Consider the following 20,665-nt stretch of genomic DNA (forward strand, 5'->3'; position numbering starts at 1 on the left):
ATGGGTCAGCGGCGGTCGGCCCAGCCGGCGTCGCGCTGGAACCACTCCGAGAGGAAATCGATGAACGCGCTGACTTTGGCCGACAGGTTCGCGCGCTCCGGATACACCGCGAAAACATCGGCCACGGGCAGCGTCCAATCGGTCAGCACGGGCACCAGCCGGCCGTCGCGCACGTGGGCGTGGATGTCCCACTCCGAGCGCATGAGGATGCCGTAGCCGGCCAGCGCCCACAGCACGCCGGTCTCGCCGTCGTTGGTGCTCAGCGGCCCGCGCACCTTGACGGTTTCATGCTTGCTGCCGCGTGTGAGGTACCACGTGCCGTAGGCGGCATCGCTCTCGCGCAGCACGATGCACGCATGCGATTGCAGATCGCGCGGCACCTGGGGCGCGCCCGCGCGTGCGAGATATTCGGGCGACGCGCACAGCAGCCGGCGATTGCTGACGATCTTGCGCGCCACCATGCGCGAATCGGGGACCGTGCCGAACCAGATGCCGATGTCGAACGCGTTGTCGGCCAGGTTGACGGAGCGGTCTGTCAGCTCCAGTTGCACCTCCACCTCGGGATAACGCCGGGCGAACTCGACGACGGCCGGCGCGATATGCCGGCGCCCGAAGCCGAACGTGGCATTCACCCGCAACAGGCCCTTCGGTGTGCCGCGGCTGCTGGAGACCGCCTGCTCCAGCGCCTCGAGTTCTTCCAGCAGCCGCGAGCCGGTGGCCAGGTAGATCTCGCCTTCATGCGTGACGCTCAGGCGCCGCGTGGTGCGGTTGAGCAGGCGCACGCCGAGGCGCCTTTCCAGTTGCGCCAGCCGCGCCGTCACGGCCGGCGGTGTCACGCCCAACTCGCGCGCCAACGCCGCCAGGGAGCCCTGCTTGACCAGCCGGGTAAAGAACTCGAGATCGGACACGCGATCCATTATTCAAATGAAGTAAAGAATAAATAAAGATGTCGGACAATTATAAAATGCATCTTCATGGATAGACTCCATCTCGCAAAGGAAGCCCGGCGCGCCGGACGCATCGAACGAATGGAGAACGCATGGCAAAAACGCTGTATCAGAAGCTGGTCGACTCGCACACCGTCGCCCGGCTCGATGCGCAGAACGTGCTGCTGTACGCCGATCTGCACATCATGAACGAGTACACCAGCCCGCAGGCCTTTGCGGGCTTGCGCGAAGCAGGCCGCGCAGTGGCGGCGCCAGGCCAGCACATGGCGGTGGTCGACCACATCATCCCGACGCACCCGGTGCGCGTGCGCGTCATCGAAGACGCTGCTTCGGCGTTGCAGGCGTCCAACCTGGCGGAGAACTGTGCCGAACACGGCATCGTCCTGTTCGACACGAACGATGCGCTGCAGGGCATCGAGCATGTGATCGCGCCGGAGCTGGGCATGATCCGCCCCGGCATGGTCGTGCTCTGCGGCGACAGCCACACCACCACCTACGGCGCGTTCGGCGCGCTGGGCTTTGGCATCGGCACGTCCGAAGTCGAGCACGTGCTGGCGACGCAGACGCTGGTGTACCGGCTCGCGCAGGACATGCGCATCCGCGTGGACGGGCAACTGCCGACAGGCACCACCGCCAAGGACCTGATCCTCCACGTCATCAGCCGCATCGGCGCGCAGGGTGCGCGCGGCTATGTGGTCGAATTTGCCGGCAGTGCCATCCAGGCGCTCTCGATGGAGGCACGCATGACCCTGTGCAACATGGCGGTGGAAGCCGGTGCGCGCGGCGCGCTGATCGCGCCCGACGCCAAGGCCACGCGCTACGTGCTCGAACACGCACGGGATGTCGCAGGCACCCACGTGAACGCGGCATTGGCCGACTGGCGCCAGCTCTTCAGCGATGCCGATGCGCAGTTCGATGCCGAGTACCACTTCGATGCCAGCGAGGTCGCGCCCTACGTGACGTGGGGCACCAGCCCGGATGAGGCCATCCCCGTGACCGGCACGATTCCGCCGGCGCAAGCGGCATCCGAGCGGGCCTTGCGCTACGTGGGGCTGGAGGCCGGCAGCGCCATCGAGGGCGTGCCGGTGCAGCGCGTGTTCATCGGTTCGTGCACGAATGCGCGCATTGAAGATCTGCGCGAGGTGGCAGCCGTCGTGCGCGGCCGGCGCGTGGCCGCGGGTGTGCGGGCGATGGTCGTGCCGGGGTCGGGCGCAGTGCGCCGGCAAGCCGAGCAGGAGGGCATTGCCGAGGTGCTGATCGCCAGCGGTTTTGAATGGCGCCAGCCCGGCTGCTCGATGTGCCTGGCGATGAACGACGACGTGCTCGCGCCGGGAGAGCGCTGCGCCTCCACCACGAACCGCAACTTCGAAGGCCGCCAGGGGCGCGGTGGCATCACGCACCTGATGAGTCCGGCCATGGCGGCGGCCGCCGCCATCACGGGCCGCATCACCGACGTCCGCAAGCTGCAAGCCGAGCCGCAACCTCACCTGGAGACCGCACATGCCTGAGACCACGTACATCGAAGGCATCGCCGCGCCGCTGCCCACGCCCAACCTCGATACCGATCAGATCATGCCGAAGCAGTTCCTGCGCGGCATCGATAAGGCCGGGCTCGACCGCGGCGTGCTGTACGACCTGCGTTACGACGCCAACCACGAGCCGCGCAGCGACTGCGTCCTGAACCAGCCGGCGTACCAGGGAGCGTCCATCCTCGTCGGCGGGAGCAACTTCGGATGTGGCTCCAGCCGCGAGCACGCGGTCTGGGGGCTGCAGCAGTTCGGCATTCGCGCTGTCATCGCCCCGAGCTTTGGCGAGATCTTCTACAGCAACGCGATGAACAACCGTCTGCTGCTCGTGATGCTCGAGCCAGCCGATGTGGCGCGCATCCTGGCCGAAGTGTCCGACCCCGCCACGCACCGCATCGCCATTGATGTGCAGGCGATGACGGTGCGCAGCCACAGCGTTGAAGTGCCGTTTGCCCTGTCGGATCGGCACCGACACATGTTCCTGCATGGCCTGGACATGATCGGTGCGACGCTGGCGCGCTGGAGCGAGATCGACGCGTTCCAGCGGGCGCACTGGCAGGCGCGGCCGTGGTTGCGCGACATTGCGGCCACCACGCGCGCGCGGCTTGCCGCGGCTCCACCGGGCAGCCTGCCTTGAGCGCTTCCTCGTTTCGTTACACCACCACACACAACAGCGGCGCATCGTCACCTCGCCCAAGACGAGGGGCGACGCCGCGCCTGTCAGGAGACAAACCATGCAAGCCTCCCTGCCTGCGGATCACGCCGCGCCCACCGGGTTCTGGCGCACGCTCGCGCGTTATCGCGTCGGGCCGTTGCCGTTGCCGCTCTATGTCGTCATCGCCGCCGTCACGGTCCTGGCGGCCGCCAGCAAGAAGCTGCCCAACGACATGATCGGCGGGTTTGCCGTGCTGATGCTGCTCGGCTTCCTGTTGGGCGAGATCGGGGCGCGGCTTCCGGTGTTCCGGCACGTTGGCGGGGCGGCCATCCTGTGCCTGTTCGTGCCGTCGGCGCTGGTCGGCTACAAGGCGATCGACCCCGAGATGGTCAAGGCGCTGACCACCACCATGAAGACGGCCAACCTCCAGTATCTCTACATCGCCTGCCTGGTGGCGGGCAGTATCCTCGGCATGCGCCACCGCGTGCTGGTGCAGGGATTCATGCGGATGTCCGTGCCGCTGCTGGTCGGCACGCTGGCGGCCGTCGTGGCGGGCGTGTCGGTCGGGCTGCTGTTCGGTCATGACCCGATGCATACCTTTTTCTTCATCGTCATTCCCATTGTGGGCGGCGGCATCGGGGAGGGCATCCTGCCGCTCTCGATCGGCTATGCAGAGATTCTGGGCCGGCCGCAAGCCGAGCTGGTTGCCATGCTCGTGCCGGCGGCCTTGCTCGGCAACGTGGTCGCCATCCTGTCGAGCGGTGCGCTCAGGTGGCTTGGCGAGAAGCGCCCGCATCTGACCGGCAATGGCGACCTCGTCAAGGCCGGCGACGATGCCGACCTGCTGCGCAACGATCATGTGGACGCCCCCATCCAGCTCGGGCTCATGGGCGCCGGCTTGCTGATCGCATGCGCGTTCTTCATCTTCGGCGCGCTCCTGGCGCCGTTCACGGGCATTCCGGGGCCGATCCTCATGATCATTAGCGCGGCGGTGCTGAAGGTGACGAAGCTCATGCCCGAGAAGATGGAGCTGGGCGCCTACCAGATGTACCGGTTTGTCTCGACCAACCTCACGTTTGCGATCCTCGTCGGGCTCGGTGCGCTGTTCGTGTCTTGGAAGGAACTGGTGGTGGCGTTCACGCCTGGCTACTTTGCGATCTGCGCGGCCACGGTGCTGGCGCTCGTGGCATCGGGCTTCTTCGTCGGCAGATGGCTGGGGATGCATCCGGTGGAATCTGGCATCGTGACGGCGTGCCACAGCGGCCTGGGCGGCACGGGAGACGTGGCGATCCTCTCGGCATCCAACCGCATGGGCCTGATGCCATTCGCGCAGATCAGCACACGCATCGGCGGCGCCGCGATGGTCGTGTGCGCCACGATCCTGCTCAAGCTGCTGCACTGAGGGGGCCACCACCAGGAAGCACGGCGGGCACGGCAACGGCGCTACACTCAAGCACCGTTCACGCACTTCCCGGATTGCCATGACCGCACTGCGCACGCTGTATCCCGCCATCGAACCGTACGAAACCGGCATGCTGGACGTGGGCGATGGCCACACGATCTACTACGAACGCGTCGGCACGCCCGGCGCCAAGCCGGCGGTGTTCCTGCACGGCGGGCCGGGCGGCGGCATCTCGGCCGACCACCGCCGCCTGTTCGACCCCGCGCGCTACGACGTCATGCTGTTTGACCAGCGCGGCTGCGGCCGATCGACGCCGCACGCGGGGCTCGAAGCCAACACCACGTGGCACCTCGTGGCCGACATCGAGCGCCTGCGCGCGATTGCCGGCGCCGGGCGCTGGCTCGTCTTCGGCGGCTCCTGGGGTTCGACGCTGGCCCTGGCCTACGCTCAGAAGTATCCGCAGCACGTGAGCGAACTCGTGTTGCGCGGCGTCTACACCGTCACGCAGGCCGAGCTGCGCTGGTATTACCAGTACGGCGTGTCGGAGATGTTCCCGGAGAAATGGGCCCGCTTCCAGGCGCCCATCCCCGAAGACGAGCGCGGCGACATGATCGCGGCCTACCGCAAGATCCTCACCGGCACCGACACCGCCAAGCAGATCGAGGCGGCCCGCGCGTGGAGCGTGTGGGAGGGCGAGACCATCACGCTGCTGCCCGACCCGGGCAACAGCGCCAAGCACGCCGACGACCATTTCGCGCTGGCCTTCGCACGTCTGGAGAACCACTACTTCACGCACCAGTGCTGGCTCGAAGAAGGCCAGCTGCTGCGCGAGGCGCACAGGCTGGCCGGCATTCCCGGCGTGATCGTGCATGGCCGCTACGACATGCCGTGCCCAGCGCGCTATGCCTACGCGCTGCACCAGGCGTGGCCCGATTCGGACTTCCACCTGATCGAAGGCGCGGGCCATGCGTGGTCCGAGCCCGGCATCCTCGACCAGCTCATTGCCGCCACGGACCGCTTTGCCGGCAAATAGCGGATGACGGACTCCGTCGACCTGCGCTTCCTGCTCGCCATCCAGGACAACGGCAGCCTGGTGGCGACGGCGCGCGCGCTCGGCCTGACGCCGTCGGCCGTGTCGCAGCGCCTGCAGCAGCTGGAGAAGAAGCTTGGCACGCGGCTGGTGGACCGGACCGCGCGCAGCCTGCGATTCACGCAGGAGGGCGCACTGCTGTGCGAGCGCGGCGCGGAGCTGATCCGCCAGCTCGATGCGCTGTCGGAAGACCTGCACACGCGCCGCGGCGGCCTGGTCGGGACGCTGAAGGTCAACGCGCCGCTCGGGTTCGGGCGGCGTTATGTGGCGCCGATCATTGCCGAGTTTCAGCAGCAGCACCCGGATGTCGACATCGAACTGACGCTGTCCGATGCACCGCTCACCGAGGCGGCGGATCGCTTTGATGTGGTGGTGCATATCGGCGCGTTGCAGGTATCGAACCTCGTGGGCTACGCGATTGCGCCGAATGCGCGGTTTGTCTGCGCATCGCCCGCGCTGGTGAAGCGTTTCGGCCTGCCGCAAGCACCGGAGGACCTTGCCGCGCTGCCGTGCATCGTGCTGCGGGAGAACAAGGAGGATGTCACGCTGTGGCACTTCAGCAAGGGCCGCACGAGCCGCAGCGTGCGCGTGCGGAACCACCTCGTCTGCAACGACGGCGACGTGATCCGCCAGTGGGCGCGCGAGGGCCGCGGCGTCATCCTGCGCTCCGAATGGGACGTGGCGGACGATCTGCGCGCCGGCCACCTGGTGCGCCTGCTGCCCGGCTGGAAGGCGCCCGACGCCAACGTGATCGCGCTCACACACGGCCGTGCCGGTTTGCCGCAGCGCACGCGCCACTTCATGCAGGCCTTGCAAAGCCGCTTCAGACCGCAGCCGCCGTGGCGCGCATGATGTAGTGCAACTGAATCTATGAATCAAAGCGGCTTCACCGAAAGACCGCGCGTGATGCCTACAATCGGCTGCATCGATTCCCGCCGATATGCAGGTGACACGCATGCCCCTTGCTGCCGCTCCTTCCCGTTACCCCAAGGCCGTCCTGTTCGATCTGCTGACCGCGCTGCTCGATTCGTGGTCGCTGTGGAACCGCGCCGCCGGCTCTGAGCCGGCAGGCCGCACGTGGCGCGCGGAGTATCTGCGGCTCACGTACGGCTGCGGCGCGTATGTGCCGTATGAAGCGATGGTGCGGCAGGCTGCCAGCAACGTCGGCCTGCCCGATGCGGCGCCCGATGCGCTGGAAGCCCACTGGCTCGAGCTGCAGCCGTGGAGCGGCGCGGTGGAGGCGCTGACCGCGCTGCAGCCACACTGCAGGCTGGCCGTCGTCACGAACTGCTCCGAGCGCCTGGGCCGGCAGGCCGCCGCGCTGTTGCCCATCCGTTGGGATGTCGTCGTCACGGCCGAGCAGGCGGGCGTCTACAAGCCCGACCCGAGGCCGTATCGGATGGCGCTGGACCAGCTTGGCGTGAATGCAGCCGACGCCGCGTTCGTGGCGGGCTCCAGCTACGACATGTTCGGCACCGCCGCCGTCGGCCTGCGCACGTACTGGCACAACCGCATCGGGCTCAAGCCCGTGCAAGGTGCGCAGGTGCCGGAAATCACCTCGCCGACGCTCGACGGGCTGCTGCCCTGGGCCGGCCGTTTTGCCGCACCCGTTTGAGGAGGCCACCATGACATCCGATACCGCACACCCGCTGGAGGCGCTTGACACGCCCGCCGCGCTCATCGACCTGCCGCGCATGCAGCACAACATCGCCCGCATGCAGCACCGCATGAATGCGCTGGGCGTGAAGTTTCGCCCGCACGTGAAGACCACCAAGTGCCTCGACGTCGTGCGCGCGCAACTGGCCGCCGGCGCGCAGGGCATCACCGTGTCGACGTTGAAGGAGGCCGAGGCGTTCTTTGCCGCAGGCATCAAGGACATCCTCTATGCCGTCGGTATCGTCGCGGGCAAGCTGCCGCGCGCCATGGCGCTGCGCAGGCGCGGCTGCGACCTCAAGCTCGTGGTCGACAATGTCGAGGCCGCCCGGGCCGTGGTCGACCACGCCCGCACGCACGGCGAGCGCTGCGAAGTCTGGATCGAGGTCGACACCGATGGCCACCGCTGCGGCCTCACGCCCGAACAGGATGCGCTGCTGGACGTGGGGCGCACGCTGCAGGCCGGCGGCATCGACGTGGGTGGCGTGATGACGCACGCGGGTTCCAGCTACGACCTCAGCGACCGTGCTGCGCTGGCTGCCCTGGCCGAGCAGGAGCGTGCAGGCTGCGTGCGCGCCGCCGAGCGCCTGCGCGAAGCCGGCGTGCCGTGCGCCGCCGTCAGCGTCGGTTCGACACCCACCGCGCTGGCCGCCGAGCGGCTGCCGGGCGTGACGGAGGTGCGCGCGGGCGTGTACGTCTTCTTCGATCTCGTGATGCACAACGTGGGTGTCTGCGCGATGGATGAAATTGCGCTGAGCGTGCTCACGACCGTGATCGGCCATCAGCCTGACAAAGGCTGGGTGATCGTCGATGCCGGGTGGATGGCCATGAGCCGCGACCGCGGTACCGCCAGACAGGCGCACGACTACGGCTACGGGCAACCGTGTACGCTGGACGGCATGCCCCTCGACGGGCTCACGCTGATCGGCGCGAACCAGGAGCACGGCATCCTGGGGGCCACCGACGGCACGGTGGCGAGCGATCTTGTCGGGCGTTTTCCGGTGGGCACGAAGCTGCGCGTTCTGCCCAACCACGCGTGCGCGACGGGCGCGCAGTTTCCGGCGTACCAGGCGGTGCCGTCATGCGGCGCGGTGCAGACCTGGGCGCGCTTCCATGGCTGGTAATCGACCGGGCTGTCGACTGTGCAAAAGCAAAAAGCCCGCATTGCTGCGGGCTTTTGCCTGAATCCTGGTGCCCAGGAGAGGACTCGAACCTCCACGGAGTTACCCGCTAGTACCTGAAACTAGTGCGTCTACCAATTCCGCCACCTGGGCTAGGTGAGCGGCGCATTTTACCGGCCGCTCCAGAATTTGCAAGCCCCTTTTTTGCGCAGGCCCGGCATTGCCGCGCGGCGCCGCGGTTACACCCGTTACGTCGCTGGCCATCTGCCGGGCCGCCACCTCGCTGCTACGCTGCCGCGCAGTGCATTGCAGTCCATTAACGAGGTTTGCCCGATGACGAAACTCCGCCACGCCACCACCGGCGCCTTCCTTGCCGCCCTGGCCACCTTCGCCCATGCCGAACACCCTGTCTGCACGCTCGTTGCCGACGCGGCCACGGGCAAGGTCGTCCTGCAGGAGGGCAAGTGCAACGAGCGCGTGACGCCGGCGTCCACCTTCAAGCTGGCGCTGGCCGTCATGGGCTACGACGCCGGCTTCCTGAAAGACCCGCACACGCCGGTCGAACACTTCAGGCGCGGCGACCCCGACTGGGGCGGCCGGCCGTGGCGCCAGCCTGTCGACCCGACGCTGTGGCTCAAGTATTCGGTGGTCTGGTATTCCCAGCGCATCACCCACGCGATGGGCGCGCAGATGTTCGCCTCGTACGTGCGCAAGCTCGACTACGGCAACATGGATGTGAGCGGCGACCCGGGCAAGAACAACGGCCTGGATCGCTCGTGGATCACCTCGTCGCTGAAGATCTCGCCCGAGGAGCAGGTCGGCTTTCTGCGCCGGCTCGTCAACCGGCAGTTGCCCGTGTCGGCGCAGACGTACGAGATGGTCGACCGCACCGTGCAGACGTGGCAGGTGCCCGGCGGCTGGGCCGTGCAGGGCAAGACGGGCACGGCGGGCCCGGCGCCGGGCAATACCTCGGCCGACGGCACGTGGGATCAGGCCCACGCTTATGGCTGGTTTGTCGGCTGGGCGAAGAAAGGAGGCCGGACCTACGTGTTTGCGAACCTGATCCAGGACGACAAGATCGAGCCCACCTCGGGCGGCATCCGCTCGCGCGACGCGATGCTGGCGCGCCTGCCGCAGGTGCTGGCTGCCGCCAAGCCCTGATCGGCCTCGGCATGGGCTGTGCCACGGGGTCGCAGATGGGGCGCGGCGGTGGGCGCCATCGGACCCGAGCGCTCGGGCACGGCGTCCGCGCTTGCCAACGTGGCGCGAATGAGCGGGGCGACGCTGGGCGTGTCCATGCGCGGCGCGGCGTATGCCGCCAGCGGCGGCGGGGTGCCGGGCTTGCGCGTCGCCATGCCGTGCGGCGGTGCGGTGCAGCTGGTTTTGCGCGGCCGTGGCATGGCGGCATGGGGACGGCCGCCATTCGTGAGACAAACCGACTAATACCCCCGGCAGCAGCCGGGATTCTGCTGTGCCGCGGGCCGGCATCCGTAACGCCCCGCGGCCAACACCGTCCGCCCCGCTTTGCTTGGCGGCAAGCCGCACTTGCGCGCCGCTTCCGCGTTTCCTCGCGTATCCCACCATCAGCGCGCGTTGCCGGAATTCGTGAAAACCCTAGGAAACCCGCACCAGCCTTAGCGATTGGTTATTTCACGCGAAAAGTCTACGCTTGCTACGTAGTACTACGTGTGGTGGGTGCGTACAGGTGCGGATGGTTTTCCGAGGATGGTGCGGTCACAGTGCGCCCGATAACAACAGAGACGGAAAGCACTTCGTCAGATGACTGTCCGGTCACGCGCTTCGCGTGGCACCTCACCGGTTCAAAACAACATCCGAAGTCCGCATCAGGAGACAGATCCATGAAGTTCTTGCTCGCGCTGCCATTCATCGGCCTGCTGTGGGTGCCGTTCTACAACCAGGAAACGCCCACGCTGTTCGGCTTTCCGTTCTTCTACTGGTATCAGTTCCTCTGGGTGCCGATCACCTCGCTGCTGATCTGGATCGTCTTCAAGAACGGCCAGAGCAAGGGAGAAGAATGATGGACGGACAGATCAACTGGACTGCGCTGGGCATCTTCATCTTCTTCTTTGCGCTGGTGACGGTGCTGGGTTTCATCGCCTCGCGCTGGCAGCGCGGGCAATCCGACAAGGGCGCGCACATCGACGAATGGGGCCTGGGCGGCCGCAACTTCGGCACCTGGATCACGTGGTTCCTGGTGGGCGGCGATTTCTACACCGCCTACACCGTGATCGCCGTGCCGGCGCTCGTGTATGCCGTGGGCGCGTATGGCTTCTTCGCGCTGCCGTACACGATCCTGGTGTATCCGATCGTCTTCCTGATCATGCCGAAGCTGTGGAAGGTGGCGCATGCCAATGGCCACGTGACGGCGGCCGATGCGGTGTACGGCCGTTACGGCTCGCGCGCACTCGAGTTTGCCGTGGCGCTCACCGGCGTGGTGGCGACGATGCCGTACATCGCGCTGCAGCTCATCGGCATGGAGGTCGTGATCAAGGCGCTGGGCCTGACGGGCGAGCTGCCGCTGGCGGCGGCCTTCATCATCCTGGCGCTGTACACGTACTCCGCGGGCCTGCGGGCGCCGGCGCTCATCGCGTTCGTCAAGGACATCATGATCTACATCGTGGTGCTGGTGGCCGTGGTGCTGGTGCCGGCCAAGCTGGGCGGCTATGGTGCGGTGTTTGCCTCGGCGCATGACGCGTTTGCCGTCAAGGGCGGGGCCACGGGGCTGACGCTGAAGCCTGCGCAGTTCCTGCCGTTTGCCTCGCTGGCGATCGGCTCGGCACTGGCCGCGTTCATGTATCCGCATACGCTCACGGGCATCTTTGCCGCGCGCAGTGCAGACACCATCCGCAAGAACGCCGTCTTCCTGCCGGCCTACACGGTGCTGCTGGGCCTGATCGCGCTGCTGGGCTTCATGGCCTACGCTGCAGGCATCAAGGTGACGAACAACAACGACGTGGTGCCCGCGCTGTTCAACGCGCTGTTCCCGAGCTGGTTCACGGGCTTTGCGTTTTCGGCCATCGCCATCGGTGCGCTGGTGCCGGCGGCGGTCATGTCGATCGGCGCGGCCAACCTCTTCACGCGCAACTTCTGGAAGCCCTACGTGGCGCCGGACCTGTCGCACGCCGGCGAGGAAAAGGTGGCCAAGGTGATCTCGCTGATCGTCAAGGCGGGCGCGCTGGTGTTCATCCTGTTCCTGCCGACGAAGTTCGCACTGGACCTGCAGCTGCTGGGCGGCGTGTGGATCGTGCAGACCTTCCCGTCGGTGGTGTTCGGGCTGTTCAACGTGTCGAACCGCTTCCGTGCGCCGGCGCTGCTGACCGGGTGGGCGGCGGGCATGATCGCCGGCAGCTGGTTGGCGTTCTCCGACGGCATCAAGCCCGTGCACACCTTTGTGATTGGCGGCGACAAGTTCTCCATCTACACGGGGCTCGCGGCGCTGTCCTTCAACATCATCGTCGCGGTGGTGGTGCAGCTGGTGCTGGGCAAGCGCGGGGAAGAAACGCCCGCGGTGCGCCAGGCAGGCTGATCGATGCAGAATGAAGAGCCGCCGGAAACGGCGGCCCTGGCGCAAAGAAGGCCGTGCTCGAGAGAGCGCGGCATTTTTTTCGAGGAGCGAGCCGCCTTCTGTCGCTTGGCATCGTCGCAACAGGAGCGCAGTGCCCCCCCTCTGATGTGACTGGGTCACCGCGCCCTTCGCGCTCAAGGGGTTTGCGTTGCGCTTGCCGACAAGCGCATGCACGCTGCGTGGGCGGGCGCGGCCGGTGCGCTCGAGCTCGAGTTGGCGAGCGCCATCGCGGAGCACTTCGACAGCATCGGGCCGCTTGCCAGTCTGGGCGGATCTGCGGGTTCGGCATCGAAACCTATCGGCTCGCACTGCGGGCCGTCCACGCGGAAATCGGCGGCTGAAGCGCACCGTTGCAGCCGTGGCGCGGCGCGACGGGTACCCGCACGGCGGCAAAGCCGGGCAAAGCGCCGCGGTCATTTAAAATCGCGGACTTTGCCCGGATTCCCATGTGGTTCAAGAACCTTCAGCTTCATCGTCTTCCCGCCCCCTGGACCGTTGCCCCGGATCAGCTTGAACAATGGCTGGCACCCCACGCCTTCCAGCCCGGCAACAGCGTCGAGAAGCAGACCTTCGGATGGGCATCGCCGCGCGACGACGGCGCGCTCGTGTATGCGGCAAACCGGCAGATGCTGCTCGTGTTCCGCGCCGAAAAGAAGCTGCTTCCCGCCTCGGTCATCAACCAGGTCACCAAGGAACGCGCGCTTGAAATCGAGGAGCAGCAAGGCTACAAGCCGGGCCGCAAGCAGCTGCGCGAACTCAAGGAGCAGGTGACCGACGAGTTGCTGCCGCGCGCGTTCAGCATCCGGCGGGATACCCGTGTGTGGATCGACACCGCCAACGGCTGGCTCGTCATCGATGCCGCTGCGCAGGCCATTGCGGACGACGTCCGGAGCCTGCTCGTGAAGTCGATCGACCCATTGCCGCTCACCACCGTGCAGGTGGCGCGTTCACCGGTGGCTGCGATGACCGATTGGCTGCTGTCCGGCGAGGGCCCGGGCGGATTCACCGTGGATCTGGACGCCGAATTGCGCTCGACCGGCGAAGGCGGCGCCACGGTGCGGTATGTCGGCCACGCGCTCGAGGCCGACGACATGCGTCGGCACATCGAAGCCGGCAAGCAATGCACGCGTCTGGGCATGACGTGGGACAACAAGATCTCGTTCGTGCTGACGCCGTCGCTGACCATCAAGCGCGTCACGCCGCTCGACGTGATCAAGGAAGCCGCGGACCCGACCGCACAGAACGACGACGAACGCTTCGCGTCGGACTTCGCCCTGATGACAGGGGAGTTGGCGCGGATGCTGGCGGATGTGGTCGACAGCCTCGGCGGGGATCAGCGCGAGGCGATGCAGCGAGCCGCTGCCTGAGCGCCGCGGGCTGCGGGGCGGCCTGGTCGAACGTAGACCCGGGCCGTCAGGCGCCGTAAATCCGTTCGCACCAGCCCGCGCTCGCGCCGAGCTTGCGCGACAACTCGGACGCCGCCTGCAACTGCGTCGCAACGAAATCGCCCGATGCGCGCGCGGCTTCCAGCCTGGATGCCGCGCCCGACAGCGTCAGGGCTGCCATGAATTTGTCGCCGGAGCCGAACACCGGCGTCGCAAACGCCGCCGTGTGCTGGTCGCGCGCGCCGGAGGTGAAGAGCGGCAGCGCGGGCGGTGTGTCGTACAGCGGTTCGCCCAGGCCCCAGTAGCGCAGCACGTGGCTGATGGCGGTGTCGTCCAGCGGTAGCGACGTACCGGGCAGCCGCGTCTCGCGCAGGCCCTCCGACGGCTCGGCGCGGAACAGGCAGAGCCGCCGGCCGTGGTCGATCACGTAGTACGATGCGCTCTCGCGCGTGGCGGCCGCCAGCGCATGCAGCACCGGCTCCACCACCGACGACAGGTGGAACGACTGTTCATACAGCTTGCCCAGGTACAGCAGGCGCGGCCCGAGCGAATACGCGCCAGACTCCGAGCGGATGACATAGCGCATGCGCTCGAGCGAGTTCATCAGCCGATACACCGTCGTCTTATGCATGCCGGACACTTGCGCCAGTGCCGCAAGTGAGAGCGACTCCGCTCCCGGCTTGAAGCAATCCAGCAAGGCCAACGCCTTTTCCACTGCGGCGACGCCGTCGTTCCCCATTTCCTCGCCCCCCGGACCGAATGACGGCAGGATTGTACTATGTACAACGCCGTTTTATGTGGCGGAAGGGTAAACGCTAGTGGATCGCCGGGGATGTCGTGGTTATAGTGGTTTCACTGGGTACACCAGTGTTGTACCTAGTAAAACTGATATCCACTGAGACAGGTTTTTCATGAGTACCCCTTTGCATTCCACTTCCACCATCGTGCGCGACATCGAGCGCGTTTCTCCAGCCCTGGTGGAGGCGGCTGCCCGCTTTCAGGCCGCCATCCTGGCCGACGTGGCAGGCCGTCGTGGCACGCTGAACGGCCGGGTCAAGCCACTGTCGCCGACGATGAAGTTGGCCGGCCCCGCCGTCACAGTGGAAGTCCGGCCCGGCGACAACCTCGCCATCCACGCGGCGCTGGCCGTTGCCAAGCCCGGCGACGTGATCGTGGTGGACGGCAAGGGTGACCAGAGCTGCGCGCTCATCGGCGAGATCATGGCCACGCAGGCGCATGCCACCGGCATTGCGGGCTTTGTGATCGACGGCGCGGTGCGGGATTCGCACGAGCTGGCGACCGGCGCGTTTCCGGTCTTCTCTGCCGGCCTCAACCCGTGCGGCCCGACCAAGAGCGTGGCGGGGCGCGTGAACCTGCCGGTATCCGTGGCGGGCGCGACCGTGCATGCGGGCGACCTCGTCGTCGGCGATGCGGACGGCGTGGTCGTCATCCCGCGTGACGATGTCGAGCGCATTCTCGTGCTGGCGCAGAAGAAGGTCGATGCCGAAACCGCCCGCATTGCCGCCATCCGCAAGGGCGACACGCGCCCAGGCTGGCTGGAGAAGGAACTGCGCGCCGTGGGCATGCTGGCCGAAGGCGAGGCACTGTGATGGGCGCGACTGTACACAAGCCTGTCGTCCTGGTGACGGCGGCCGACCTGGCGCCGCAGGCGCTCGACATGCTGGCCGACTTCGAGGTCGTGTTTGCCGGCAAGCAGCCGACCGAAGACGACATCGTCGCGCTGTGCGGGCGGCACAAGCCGGTGGCGATCATCGTGCGCTACGGCAAGGTCAATGCGCGCATCATGGATGCGGCCGGCAACCTGCAGGTCATCTCCAAGCACGGCAGCGGCATCGACGTTATCGACCAGGAGGCTGCTGCCGCGCGCGGCATCGCCGTGCGCGCCGCGGTCGGCGCCAATGCGGCGGCGGTGGCCGAGCATGCGTGGGCGCTCATCCTGGCGTGCGCCAAGGCCGTTCCGCAACTCGACGCGCGCATGCGCGCCGGACATTGGGACAAGGCGACGCACAAGTCGGTCGAGCTGGATGGCCGCACGCTGGGCCTTGTCGGCCTGGGCGCGATCGGACGGCGCACGGCCGCCATCGGGCTGGCGTTCGGCATGAAGGTGCTTGCGTTCGATCCGTATGCCAAGGAGGCACCGGCCGGCGTGCAGCTGGTCAGCCTCGACACGCTCTACGCGCAGTCGGACGTGGTCTCGCTGCACTGCCCGCTGACGGCCGAGAACCGCAGGATGCTGAACCGCGACACGCTCAAGCGCTTCAAGCCGGGTGCGATTCTCGTCAACACCGCGCGCGGCGGCCTCATCGACGAGGCGGCGCTGGCCGAGGCACTTGCCAGCGGCCAGCTGAGCGCGGCCGGGCTCGACAGCTTCGAGGTGGAGCCGATGACGACGCCGCACCCGTTCCAGGGCATCGGCAACGTCATCCTGTCGCCGCACATCGGCGGCGTGAGCGATGCGGCCTACGTGAACATGGGCAAGGGCGCGGCGGCCAACGTGCTCGCGGTGATCGAGGAGCGCGCGCGTACTGCCGCGTGATGGCCATGTACATGCTCTCGCCAGCTGTCGTGCGTGAAGCGGAAGTCTTTACGCGCATGCCGGACACGTTCCGCAGGCCCGACGTGCAGACCGAGTGGGCGCGCGCCAACCGCGGTGGCCAACCCACCGACGCCTTCCTCGAAGGGCCGGTGTGGAGCCCCGATGGCCAAGGACGCGGCCATCTGTACGTGACCGACATCCCGCATGGCCGCATCTTCCGCATCTCGCCTGCGGGCGAATGGGAGCTTGTCGTCGAATACGACGGCGAGCCGAACGGCATGAAGCGGTTCGACGACGCGCACCTGCTCATCACCGACTACCGCAACGGGCTGATGCTGCTCGACATCCGGCGTGGCGTAGTCGTGCCGTACCTGGAGCGGCGCAACTCAGAGCGCTTCAAGGGCGTGAATGACCTGACGTTCGATTCGCGCGGCAACCTGTACTTCACGGATCAGGGCCAGACCGGGCTGCACGATCCGACGGGGCGTGTCTATCGGCTCTCGCCGGAGGGCAAGCTCGACATGCTGCTGGACAACTGCCCCAGCCCCAACGGGCTGGTGCTCTCACCGGACGAGAAGGTGCTCTACGTGGCCATGACGCGCGGCAATTGCGTGTGGCGGGTGCCGCTGCAGGCCGACGGCTCGGTCAGCAAGGTGGGGCAGTTCTTTTCGTCGTATGGCCCAAGCGGCCCGGATGGCCTGGCGATCGACACGTCGGGCAGGCTGTTCGTGGCCAACCCCGGCCTGGGCCGCGCGTGGGTGCTGAACCATCGCGCGGAGCCGGAGGTGATTGTGACGAGCCCCGAAGGTGCCTCGCTGACCAACCTGTGCTTTGGCGGGCCCGGGATGAAGACGCTGTTCATGACGGAATCGATATCCGGCACGGTGCTCATGACCGAGATGGACATCGCCGGCCCGCTGCCGCACCGCGCGAGGGCTCCAGCCTAGCGCATCGATACGCAACCCGGAGCGCCCACAGAGGCGCGATGGAGGAGACCATGCAACTATCCCAGACCTTGAGTGCAGCCACGCCGCCAACAGACGCGAGTGCGCATGTCGCGGCCACCCTGCCGGATGCCCACTACCAGGCGAGCGAGCGCACGCTGGCCAAGGCGTTTCGGCGCATCCTGCCCTTCATCTTCGCCTGCTATGTGATCAGCTATCTCGATCGCACCAACGTGGGCTTTGCGGCGCTCACCATGAACCAGGACATCGGCCTGACCGCCGAGCAGTTCGGGTTCGGGGCGGGGCTGTTCTTCATCGGGTATTTCCTGTTCGAGATTCCCAGCAACCTCATCATGCAGAAGGTGGGCGCGCGCGTCTGGATCGCGCGGATCATGATCACGTGGGGCATCTTCTCGATGGCGACGGCGTTTGTAGTCGGACCCAAGAGCTTTGCGGCCGCGCGCTTCCTCCTGGGGCTGGCCGAGGCGGGCTTCACGCCCGGCATTTACCTGTATTTCACGCACTGGTTTCCGGGCAAGTGGCGCGCCAAGGTGACCGCGGCGTTCCTGGTGGGCATTCCGGTGGCCAACATGATCGGCTCGCCGATTTCCGGTGCGTTGCTGCAGCTCGGCGGCCTGCATGGCCTGCGCAGCTGGCAGTGGCTGCTGCTGATCGAAGGGTTGCCAGCCGTGCTGCTCGGTATCGCGTGCCTGTTCGTGCTGGCGGATCGGCCGGAAAAGGCGAAATGGCTCACCGACGATGAGAAGGCCGTCCTCGCACGCCGTCTCGCGCTGGAGCAGCGCGACATCGCCAGCAAGCATGGCGCGACCCTGCGCGATGCGATGACGAACTGGCGCGTCTTCGTGCTGGCGTTCATCAACTTCTGCGGCATCGTCGGCTCCATCGGCGTGGGCCTGTGGATGCCGCAGATCATCAAGCAGTTCGGCGTCGAGCACACCGTGGTCGGGTGGCTGACGGCGACTCCGTACGCAATGGGCGCTGTGGTCATGCTGTGGTGGGCGCGTGTGGCGAACCGCGCGCAGAACCGCATTCCTTACGTGGCCGGCGCGCTTGTCGTGGCGGCGGCGGCGCTGGCGGCCAGCACGGTGTTGCACGCACCCGCGCTGAAGCTGGTCGCCCTGTGCGTGACGGTGAGCGGCATCCTGGCATTCCAGGCCACGTACTGGGCCATCCCGTCGAGCTTCCTGACGGGCCGTGCGGCGGCGGGCGGTCTGGCGCTGATCGTATCGGTGGGCAATCTCGGCGGCTTTGTCGGGCCGTCGATGATCGGCGCGATCAAGCAGTTTTCCCACGGCTTCACGGCGCCGCTCATGGCGGTGTCTGCGGTGCTGCTCATCGGTGCGCTGGCCATCGCCTGGCTGGGCGACCCGGGCGCAGATGCCGGGGAAGCGGCCGCCCATTGACGGCCCCATCGCAGTACCTACCCTTGTTTCTGAACACCCCATATCGACAGCGCCGCAAAATCCACGACGGCGCCAGGAGACACACATGCAAGTGACGGGCAGTACCGGTGTCACCGATCTCGAGCAGCGGACCCTGCGCAAGGTGGTCTGGCGGCTCGTGCCATTCCTCATGGTCTGCTACCTGCTGGCCTTCATTGATCGCGGCAACGTGGGCATGGCCTCGCTGCAGATGAACCATGACCTCGGGCTCACGGCCCGGGTGTTCGGGTTCGGCAGCAGCCTGTTCTTCGTGTCGTACTTCTTCTTCGAGGTGCCGAGCAACCTGGCGCTGCAGCGCTACGGCGCGCGCATCTGGATCGCGCGGATCATGATCACGTGGGGCCTGGTCTCGGCCGCCACCGCGCTGGTCAGTGGCCCCGCGTCGTTCTACACGCTGCGCTTTCTGCTCGGCGCGGCCGAGGCGGGTTTCTTTCCCGGCGTGCTGCTGTATCTGTCGTACTGGATTCCGGCCACGCACCGCGCGCGCATCGTGGCGATTTTCATGGTGGCAATTCCGGCAGCGAGCTTCATCGGCTCGCCCATCTCGGCCGCGTTGCTGCAGATGGACGGCGTGGCCGGGTTGCGTGGCTGGCACTGGCTGTTCATTCTCGAAGGGATTCCCACCGTGCTGCTCGGCTTTGCGTGCCTGCGCGTGCTGACGAACCGGCCCGAAGAAGCGAAGTGGCTGTCCGACGAAGAACGCCAGTGGCTGACGAGCACGCTGGCCGGCGAAGCACGTGGGCCGAAGAAGGTGGCGCAGATGCCGCTGGTCAAGCTGTTCTGCAATCGCTACGTGCTCTGCCTCGCGCTGGTGGATGTGTGCGCGTCGGCGGCCGGCAGCACGCTCTCGGTGTGGCAGCCGCAACTGCTGAAGTCGTTCGGGCTGACCGTCATGCAGACCGGGCTGCTGAACTCGGTGCCGTACGCGCTGGCATCGGTCCTGATGGTTCTCTGGGGTCGCAGTTCCGATCGCCGGAAAGAACGTCGCTGGCACACGGCCATCCCCATGCTGCTGATCGGCCTGGGCCTGTTCGGCACGTCGCTCAGCGACTCGCTCATGCCGACCATGGTGATGCTGTGCGCGGTGCTCGTCGGCGCGTATTCGTTCAAGGGACCGTTCTGGGCGCTCGCATCGGGCATGCTGTCGAACAGCGCGGCAGCAGCCGGACTGGCCACCATCAATGCGATTGCCAACCTCATCGGCGGCGGCCTCATGGTGAATGTGTACGGCTGGGTCAAGCAGGCGACCGGCAGCTACGCACTCGCGCTGATGCCCCTGGCCGTGTTGACGCTTGTGAGCGTGGCGACGCTGCTGCTCCTGAGCCGGAACCGGCGGCAAGCGCAGGTGCTGAGCAAGACGGAGGCCGCCTGACCATGGCCGCGTTCAATCGAAGGCACTTCCTGCTGGCGACCGGCGCGGGTGCCCTGGCTGCCGCCGCTGCGCCGTTCGGCCATGCAGAGGAGGTGTGGTCCAGCGGCTCGGCGGCGCCGTCGTTCAAGCTGCCCGCCGGCGCCGTGGACTGCCACATGCACATCTACGACGACCGCTTCCCCAGCGCGCCCCACACCACGCTGCGGCCGCCCAACGCCAGCATTGCCCAGTACCGTCACGTCCAAGCCCGCCTGGGCGTGCAGCGCAATGTGGTGGTCACGCCTTCCACCTACGGCACCGACAACCGCTGCCTGCTCGACGCGCTCACGCAGTTTGGCGGCAACGCGCGGGGCGTTGCGGTCGTCGATACGTCGGTGACCGACGCGCAGCTTGCGCAGATGCACGCGGCGGGCGTCCGCGCGATCCGCTTCAACCTGAGCTACCCAGGCGCCACCACCGTCGACATGCTGGCCCCGCTGGCAGCGCGCGTGGCCACGCTTGGCTGGCATATCGAACTCGTCGTGCCCGGCGCAAAGCTGCCGGAACTGGAGCCTCACCTGCGCGCGCTGCCGTGCCCCCTCGTCATCGACCACATCGCGCATATCCCCCAGCCGGGCGGCCTGCAGTCGGACGCCATGCGCACGGCACAGCGCCTTGTCGACAAGGGCAACACGTGGATCACGCTGTCCGGCCCCTACGTGGACACGCAGACCGGCGCGCCCGCCTATGCCGATGTGGAACCCGTGGCGAAGGCGTTCATCGACATGGCGCCCGAGCGGATGCTTTGGGGCACCGACTGGCCGCATCCGACCGAGAAGACACACAAGCCCGATGATGCCGCCCTGGTGGACTTGATGGCGCGGTGGATCGGGCGCGCCGATTGGCTGGAGCGCGTATTTGTTTCCAATCCGGCGCGGCTTTATGGCTTTGGTTGACCCTGGCGCCATGCAGCCGCGTTGCGCCC

Annotated in this window: 19 protein-coding genes, 1 tRNA gene and 1 pseudogene; 18 read left to right on the top strand and 3 right to left on the bottom strand. The window is 67.1% G+C overall.

The window, feature by feature from the left end; translation table 11 throughout:
• Window positions 1-5 precede the first annotated feature (5 nt).
• A complete protein-coding gene (locus KHN96_RS03040; protein ID WP_062738575.1) occupies window positions 6-917 on the bottom strand; it encodes a LysR family transcriptional regulator in 912 nt (303 codons plus the stop codon).
• A gap of 122 nt (window positions 918-1,039) precedes the next feature.
• On the opposite strand from KHN96_RS03040, the gene leuC reads away from it, so the two are divergent.
• From leuC to KHN96_RS03075, 7 genes are all read left to right on the top strand, one after another.
• Entirely contained in the window at window positions 1,040-2,455 is a 1,416-nt protein-coding gene (gene leuC / locus KHN96_RS03045) for a 3-isopropylmalate dehydratase large subunit (protein ID WP_062738574.1), read from the top strand.
• Window positions 2,448-3,110 (top strand): 3-isopropylmalate dehydratase small subunit, encoded by a 663-nt coding sequence (leuD, locus tag KHN96_RS03050; RefSeq protein ID WP_045219059.1) that lies wholly within the window; start codon window positions 2,448-2,450, stop codon window positions 3,108-3,110. The genes leuC and leuD overlap by 8 nt, the downstream gene beginning before the upstream one ends.
• Window positions 3,111-3,207: 97 nt before the next feature.
• Entirely contained in the window at window positions 3,208-4,530 is a 1,323-nt protein-coding gene (locus KHN96_RS03055) for a 2-hydroxycarboxylate transporter family protein (RefSeq protein WP_062738573.1), read from the top strand.
• Between the two features lie 79 nt (window positions 4,531-4,609).
• Window positions 4,610-5,563, top strand: a complete 954-nt coding sequence (gene pip / locus KHN96_RS03060) for a prolyl aminopeptidase (RefSeq protein WP_045219055.1) — start codon at window positions 4,610-4,612, stop codon at window positions 5,561-5,563.
• A gap of 3 nt (window positions 5,564-5,566) precedes the next feature.
• Entirely contained in the window at window positions 5,567-6,472 is a 906-nt protein-coding gene (locus tag KHN96_RS03065) for a LysR family transcriptional regulator (RefSeq protein ID WP_045219053.1), read from the top strand.
• A gap of 103 nt (window positions 6,473-6,575) precedes the next feature.
• Window positions 6,576-7,235, top strand: coding sequence for an HAD-IA family hydrolase (locus tag KHN96_RS03070; RefSeq protein ID WP_115044599.1), 660 nt, complete (start codon window positions 6,576-6,578; stop codon window positions 7,233-7,235).
• Between the two features lie 10 nt (window positions 7,236-7,245).
• Entirely contained in the window at window positions 7,246-8,397 is a 1,152-nt protein-coding gene (locus KHN96_RS03075; RefSeq protein WP_062738571.1) for a DSD1 family PLP-dependent enzyme, read from the top strand.
• 65 nt (window positions 8,398-8,462) lie between these two features.
• Here KHN96_RS03075 and KHN96_RS03080 read toward each other — a convergent pair.
• Window positions 8,463-8,547 (bottom strand) — tRNA-Leu (locus KHN96_RS03080).
• A 180-nt stretch (window positions 8,548-8,727) separates the two neighbouring features.
• Here KHN96_RS03080 and KHN96_RS03085 point away from each other — a divergent pair.
• The 5 genes and pseudogenes from KHN96_RS03085 (at window position 8,728) to KHN96_RS03105 (ending at window position 13,347) form a co-directional block, all read left to right on the top strand.
• Window positions 8,728-9,555, top strand: coding sequence for an OXA-22 family class D beta-lactamase OXA-443 (locus tag KHN96_RS03085; protein WP_045219048.1), 828 nt, complete (start codon window positions 8,728-8,730; stop codon window positions 9,553-9,555).
• Window positions 9,549-9,823, top strand: a pseudogene (locus KHN96_RS03090) (MFS transporter); the annotation flags it as partial. The gene KHN96_RS03085 and the pseudogene KHN96_RS03090, both read left to right, overlap by 7 nt.
• A 430-nt stretch (window positions 9,824-10,253) precedes the next feature.
• Window positions 10,254-10,433 (top strand): DUF3311 domain-containing protein, encoded by a 180-nt coding sequence (locus tag KHN96_RS03095; RefSeq protein ID WP_009240236.1) that lies wholly within the window; start codon window positions 10,254-10,256, stop codon window positions 10,431-10,433.
• Window positions 10,433-11,941: a monocarboxylate uptake permease MctP gene (gene mctP / locus KHN96_RS03100; protein ID WP_062738569.1), complete on the top strand. Its 1,509-nt coding sequence runs from the start codon at window positions 10,433-10,435 to the stop codon at window positions 11,939-11,941. The genes KHN96_RS03095 and mctP overlap by 1 nt, the downstream gene beginning before the upstream one ends.
• A 485-nt stretch (window positions 11,942-12,426) precedes the next feature.
• Window positions 12,427-13,347 (top strand): recombination-associated protein RdgC, encoded by a 921-nt coding sequence (locus KHN96_RS03105; RefSeq protein WP_062738568.1) that lies wholly within the window; start codon window positions 12,427-12,429, stop codon window positions 13,345-13,347.
• A 46-nt stretch (window positions 13,348-13,393) separates the two neighbouring features.
• Here the strand turns inward: KHN96_RS03105 and KHN96_RS03110 are convergent, their stop codons facing one another.
• On the bottom strand, window positions 13,394-14,104 hold the full coding sequence (locus KHN96_RS03110) for an IclR family transcriptional regulator (RefSeq protein ID WP_045219037.1): 711 nt from the start codon (window positions 14,102-14,104) through the stop codon (window positions 13,394-13,396).
• 172 nt (window positions 14,105-14,276) lie between these two features.
• On the opposite strand from KHN96_RS03110, the gene KHN96_RS03115 reads away from it, so the two are divergent.
• The 6 genes from KHN96_RS03115 (at window position 14,277) to KHN96_RS03140 (ending at window position 20,636) form a co-directional block, all read left to right on the top strand.
• Window positions 14,277-14,975: an RraA family protein gene (locus KHN96_RS03115; protein WP_062738567.1), complete on the top strand. Its 699-nt coding sequence runs from the start codon at window positions 14,277-14,279 to the stop codon at window positions 14,973-14,975.
• Window positions 14,975-15,922, top strand: a complete 948-nt coding sequence (locus tag KHN96_RS03120) for an NAD(P)-dependent oxidoreductase (RefSeq protein ID WP_062738566.1) — start codon at window positions 14,975-14,977, stop codon at window positions 15,920-15,922. The genes KHN96_RS03115 and KHN96_RS03120 overlap by 1 nt, the downstream gene beginning before the upstream one ends.
• Complete coding sequence (locus KHN96_RS03125) at window positions 15,922-16,869, top strand: SMP-30/gluconolactonase/LRE family protein (RefSeq protein WP_373271730.1); 948 nt, start codon at window positions 15,922-15,924, stop codon at window positions 16,867-16,869. Before KHN96_RS03120 ends, KHN96_RS03125 begins: the two co-directional genes overlap by 1 nt.
• 50 nt (window positions 16,870-16,919) lie before the next feature.
• Window positions 16,920-18,290 (top strand): MFS transporter, encoded by a 1,371-nt coding sequence (locus KHN96_RS03130; protein WP_045220340.1) that lies wholly within the window; start codon window positions 16,920-16,922, stop codon window positions 18,288-18,290.
• A gap of 85 nt (window positions 18,291-18,375) precedes the next feature.
• Entirely contained in the window at window positions 18,376-19,701 is a 1,326-nt protein-coding gene (locus KHN96_RS03135; protein ID WP_045219034.1) for an MFS transporter, read from the top strand.
• A 2-nt stretch (window positions 19,702-19,703) separates the two neighbouring features.
• A complete protein-coding gene (locus tag KHN96_RS03140) occupies window positions 19,704-20,636 on the top strand; it encodes an amidohydrolase family protein (protein ID WP_062738565.1) in 933 nt (310 codons plus the stop codon).
• Window positions 20,637-20,665: the final 29 nt, after the last annotated feature.

Source organism: Ralstonia mannitolilytica, from assembly GCF_905397375.1.
In the GTDB taxonomy this organism is placed as follows: domain Bacteria; phylum Pseudomonadota; class Gammaproteobacteria; order Burkholderiales; family Burkholderiaceae; genus Ralstonia; species Ralstonia mannitolilytica.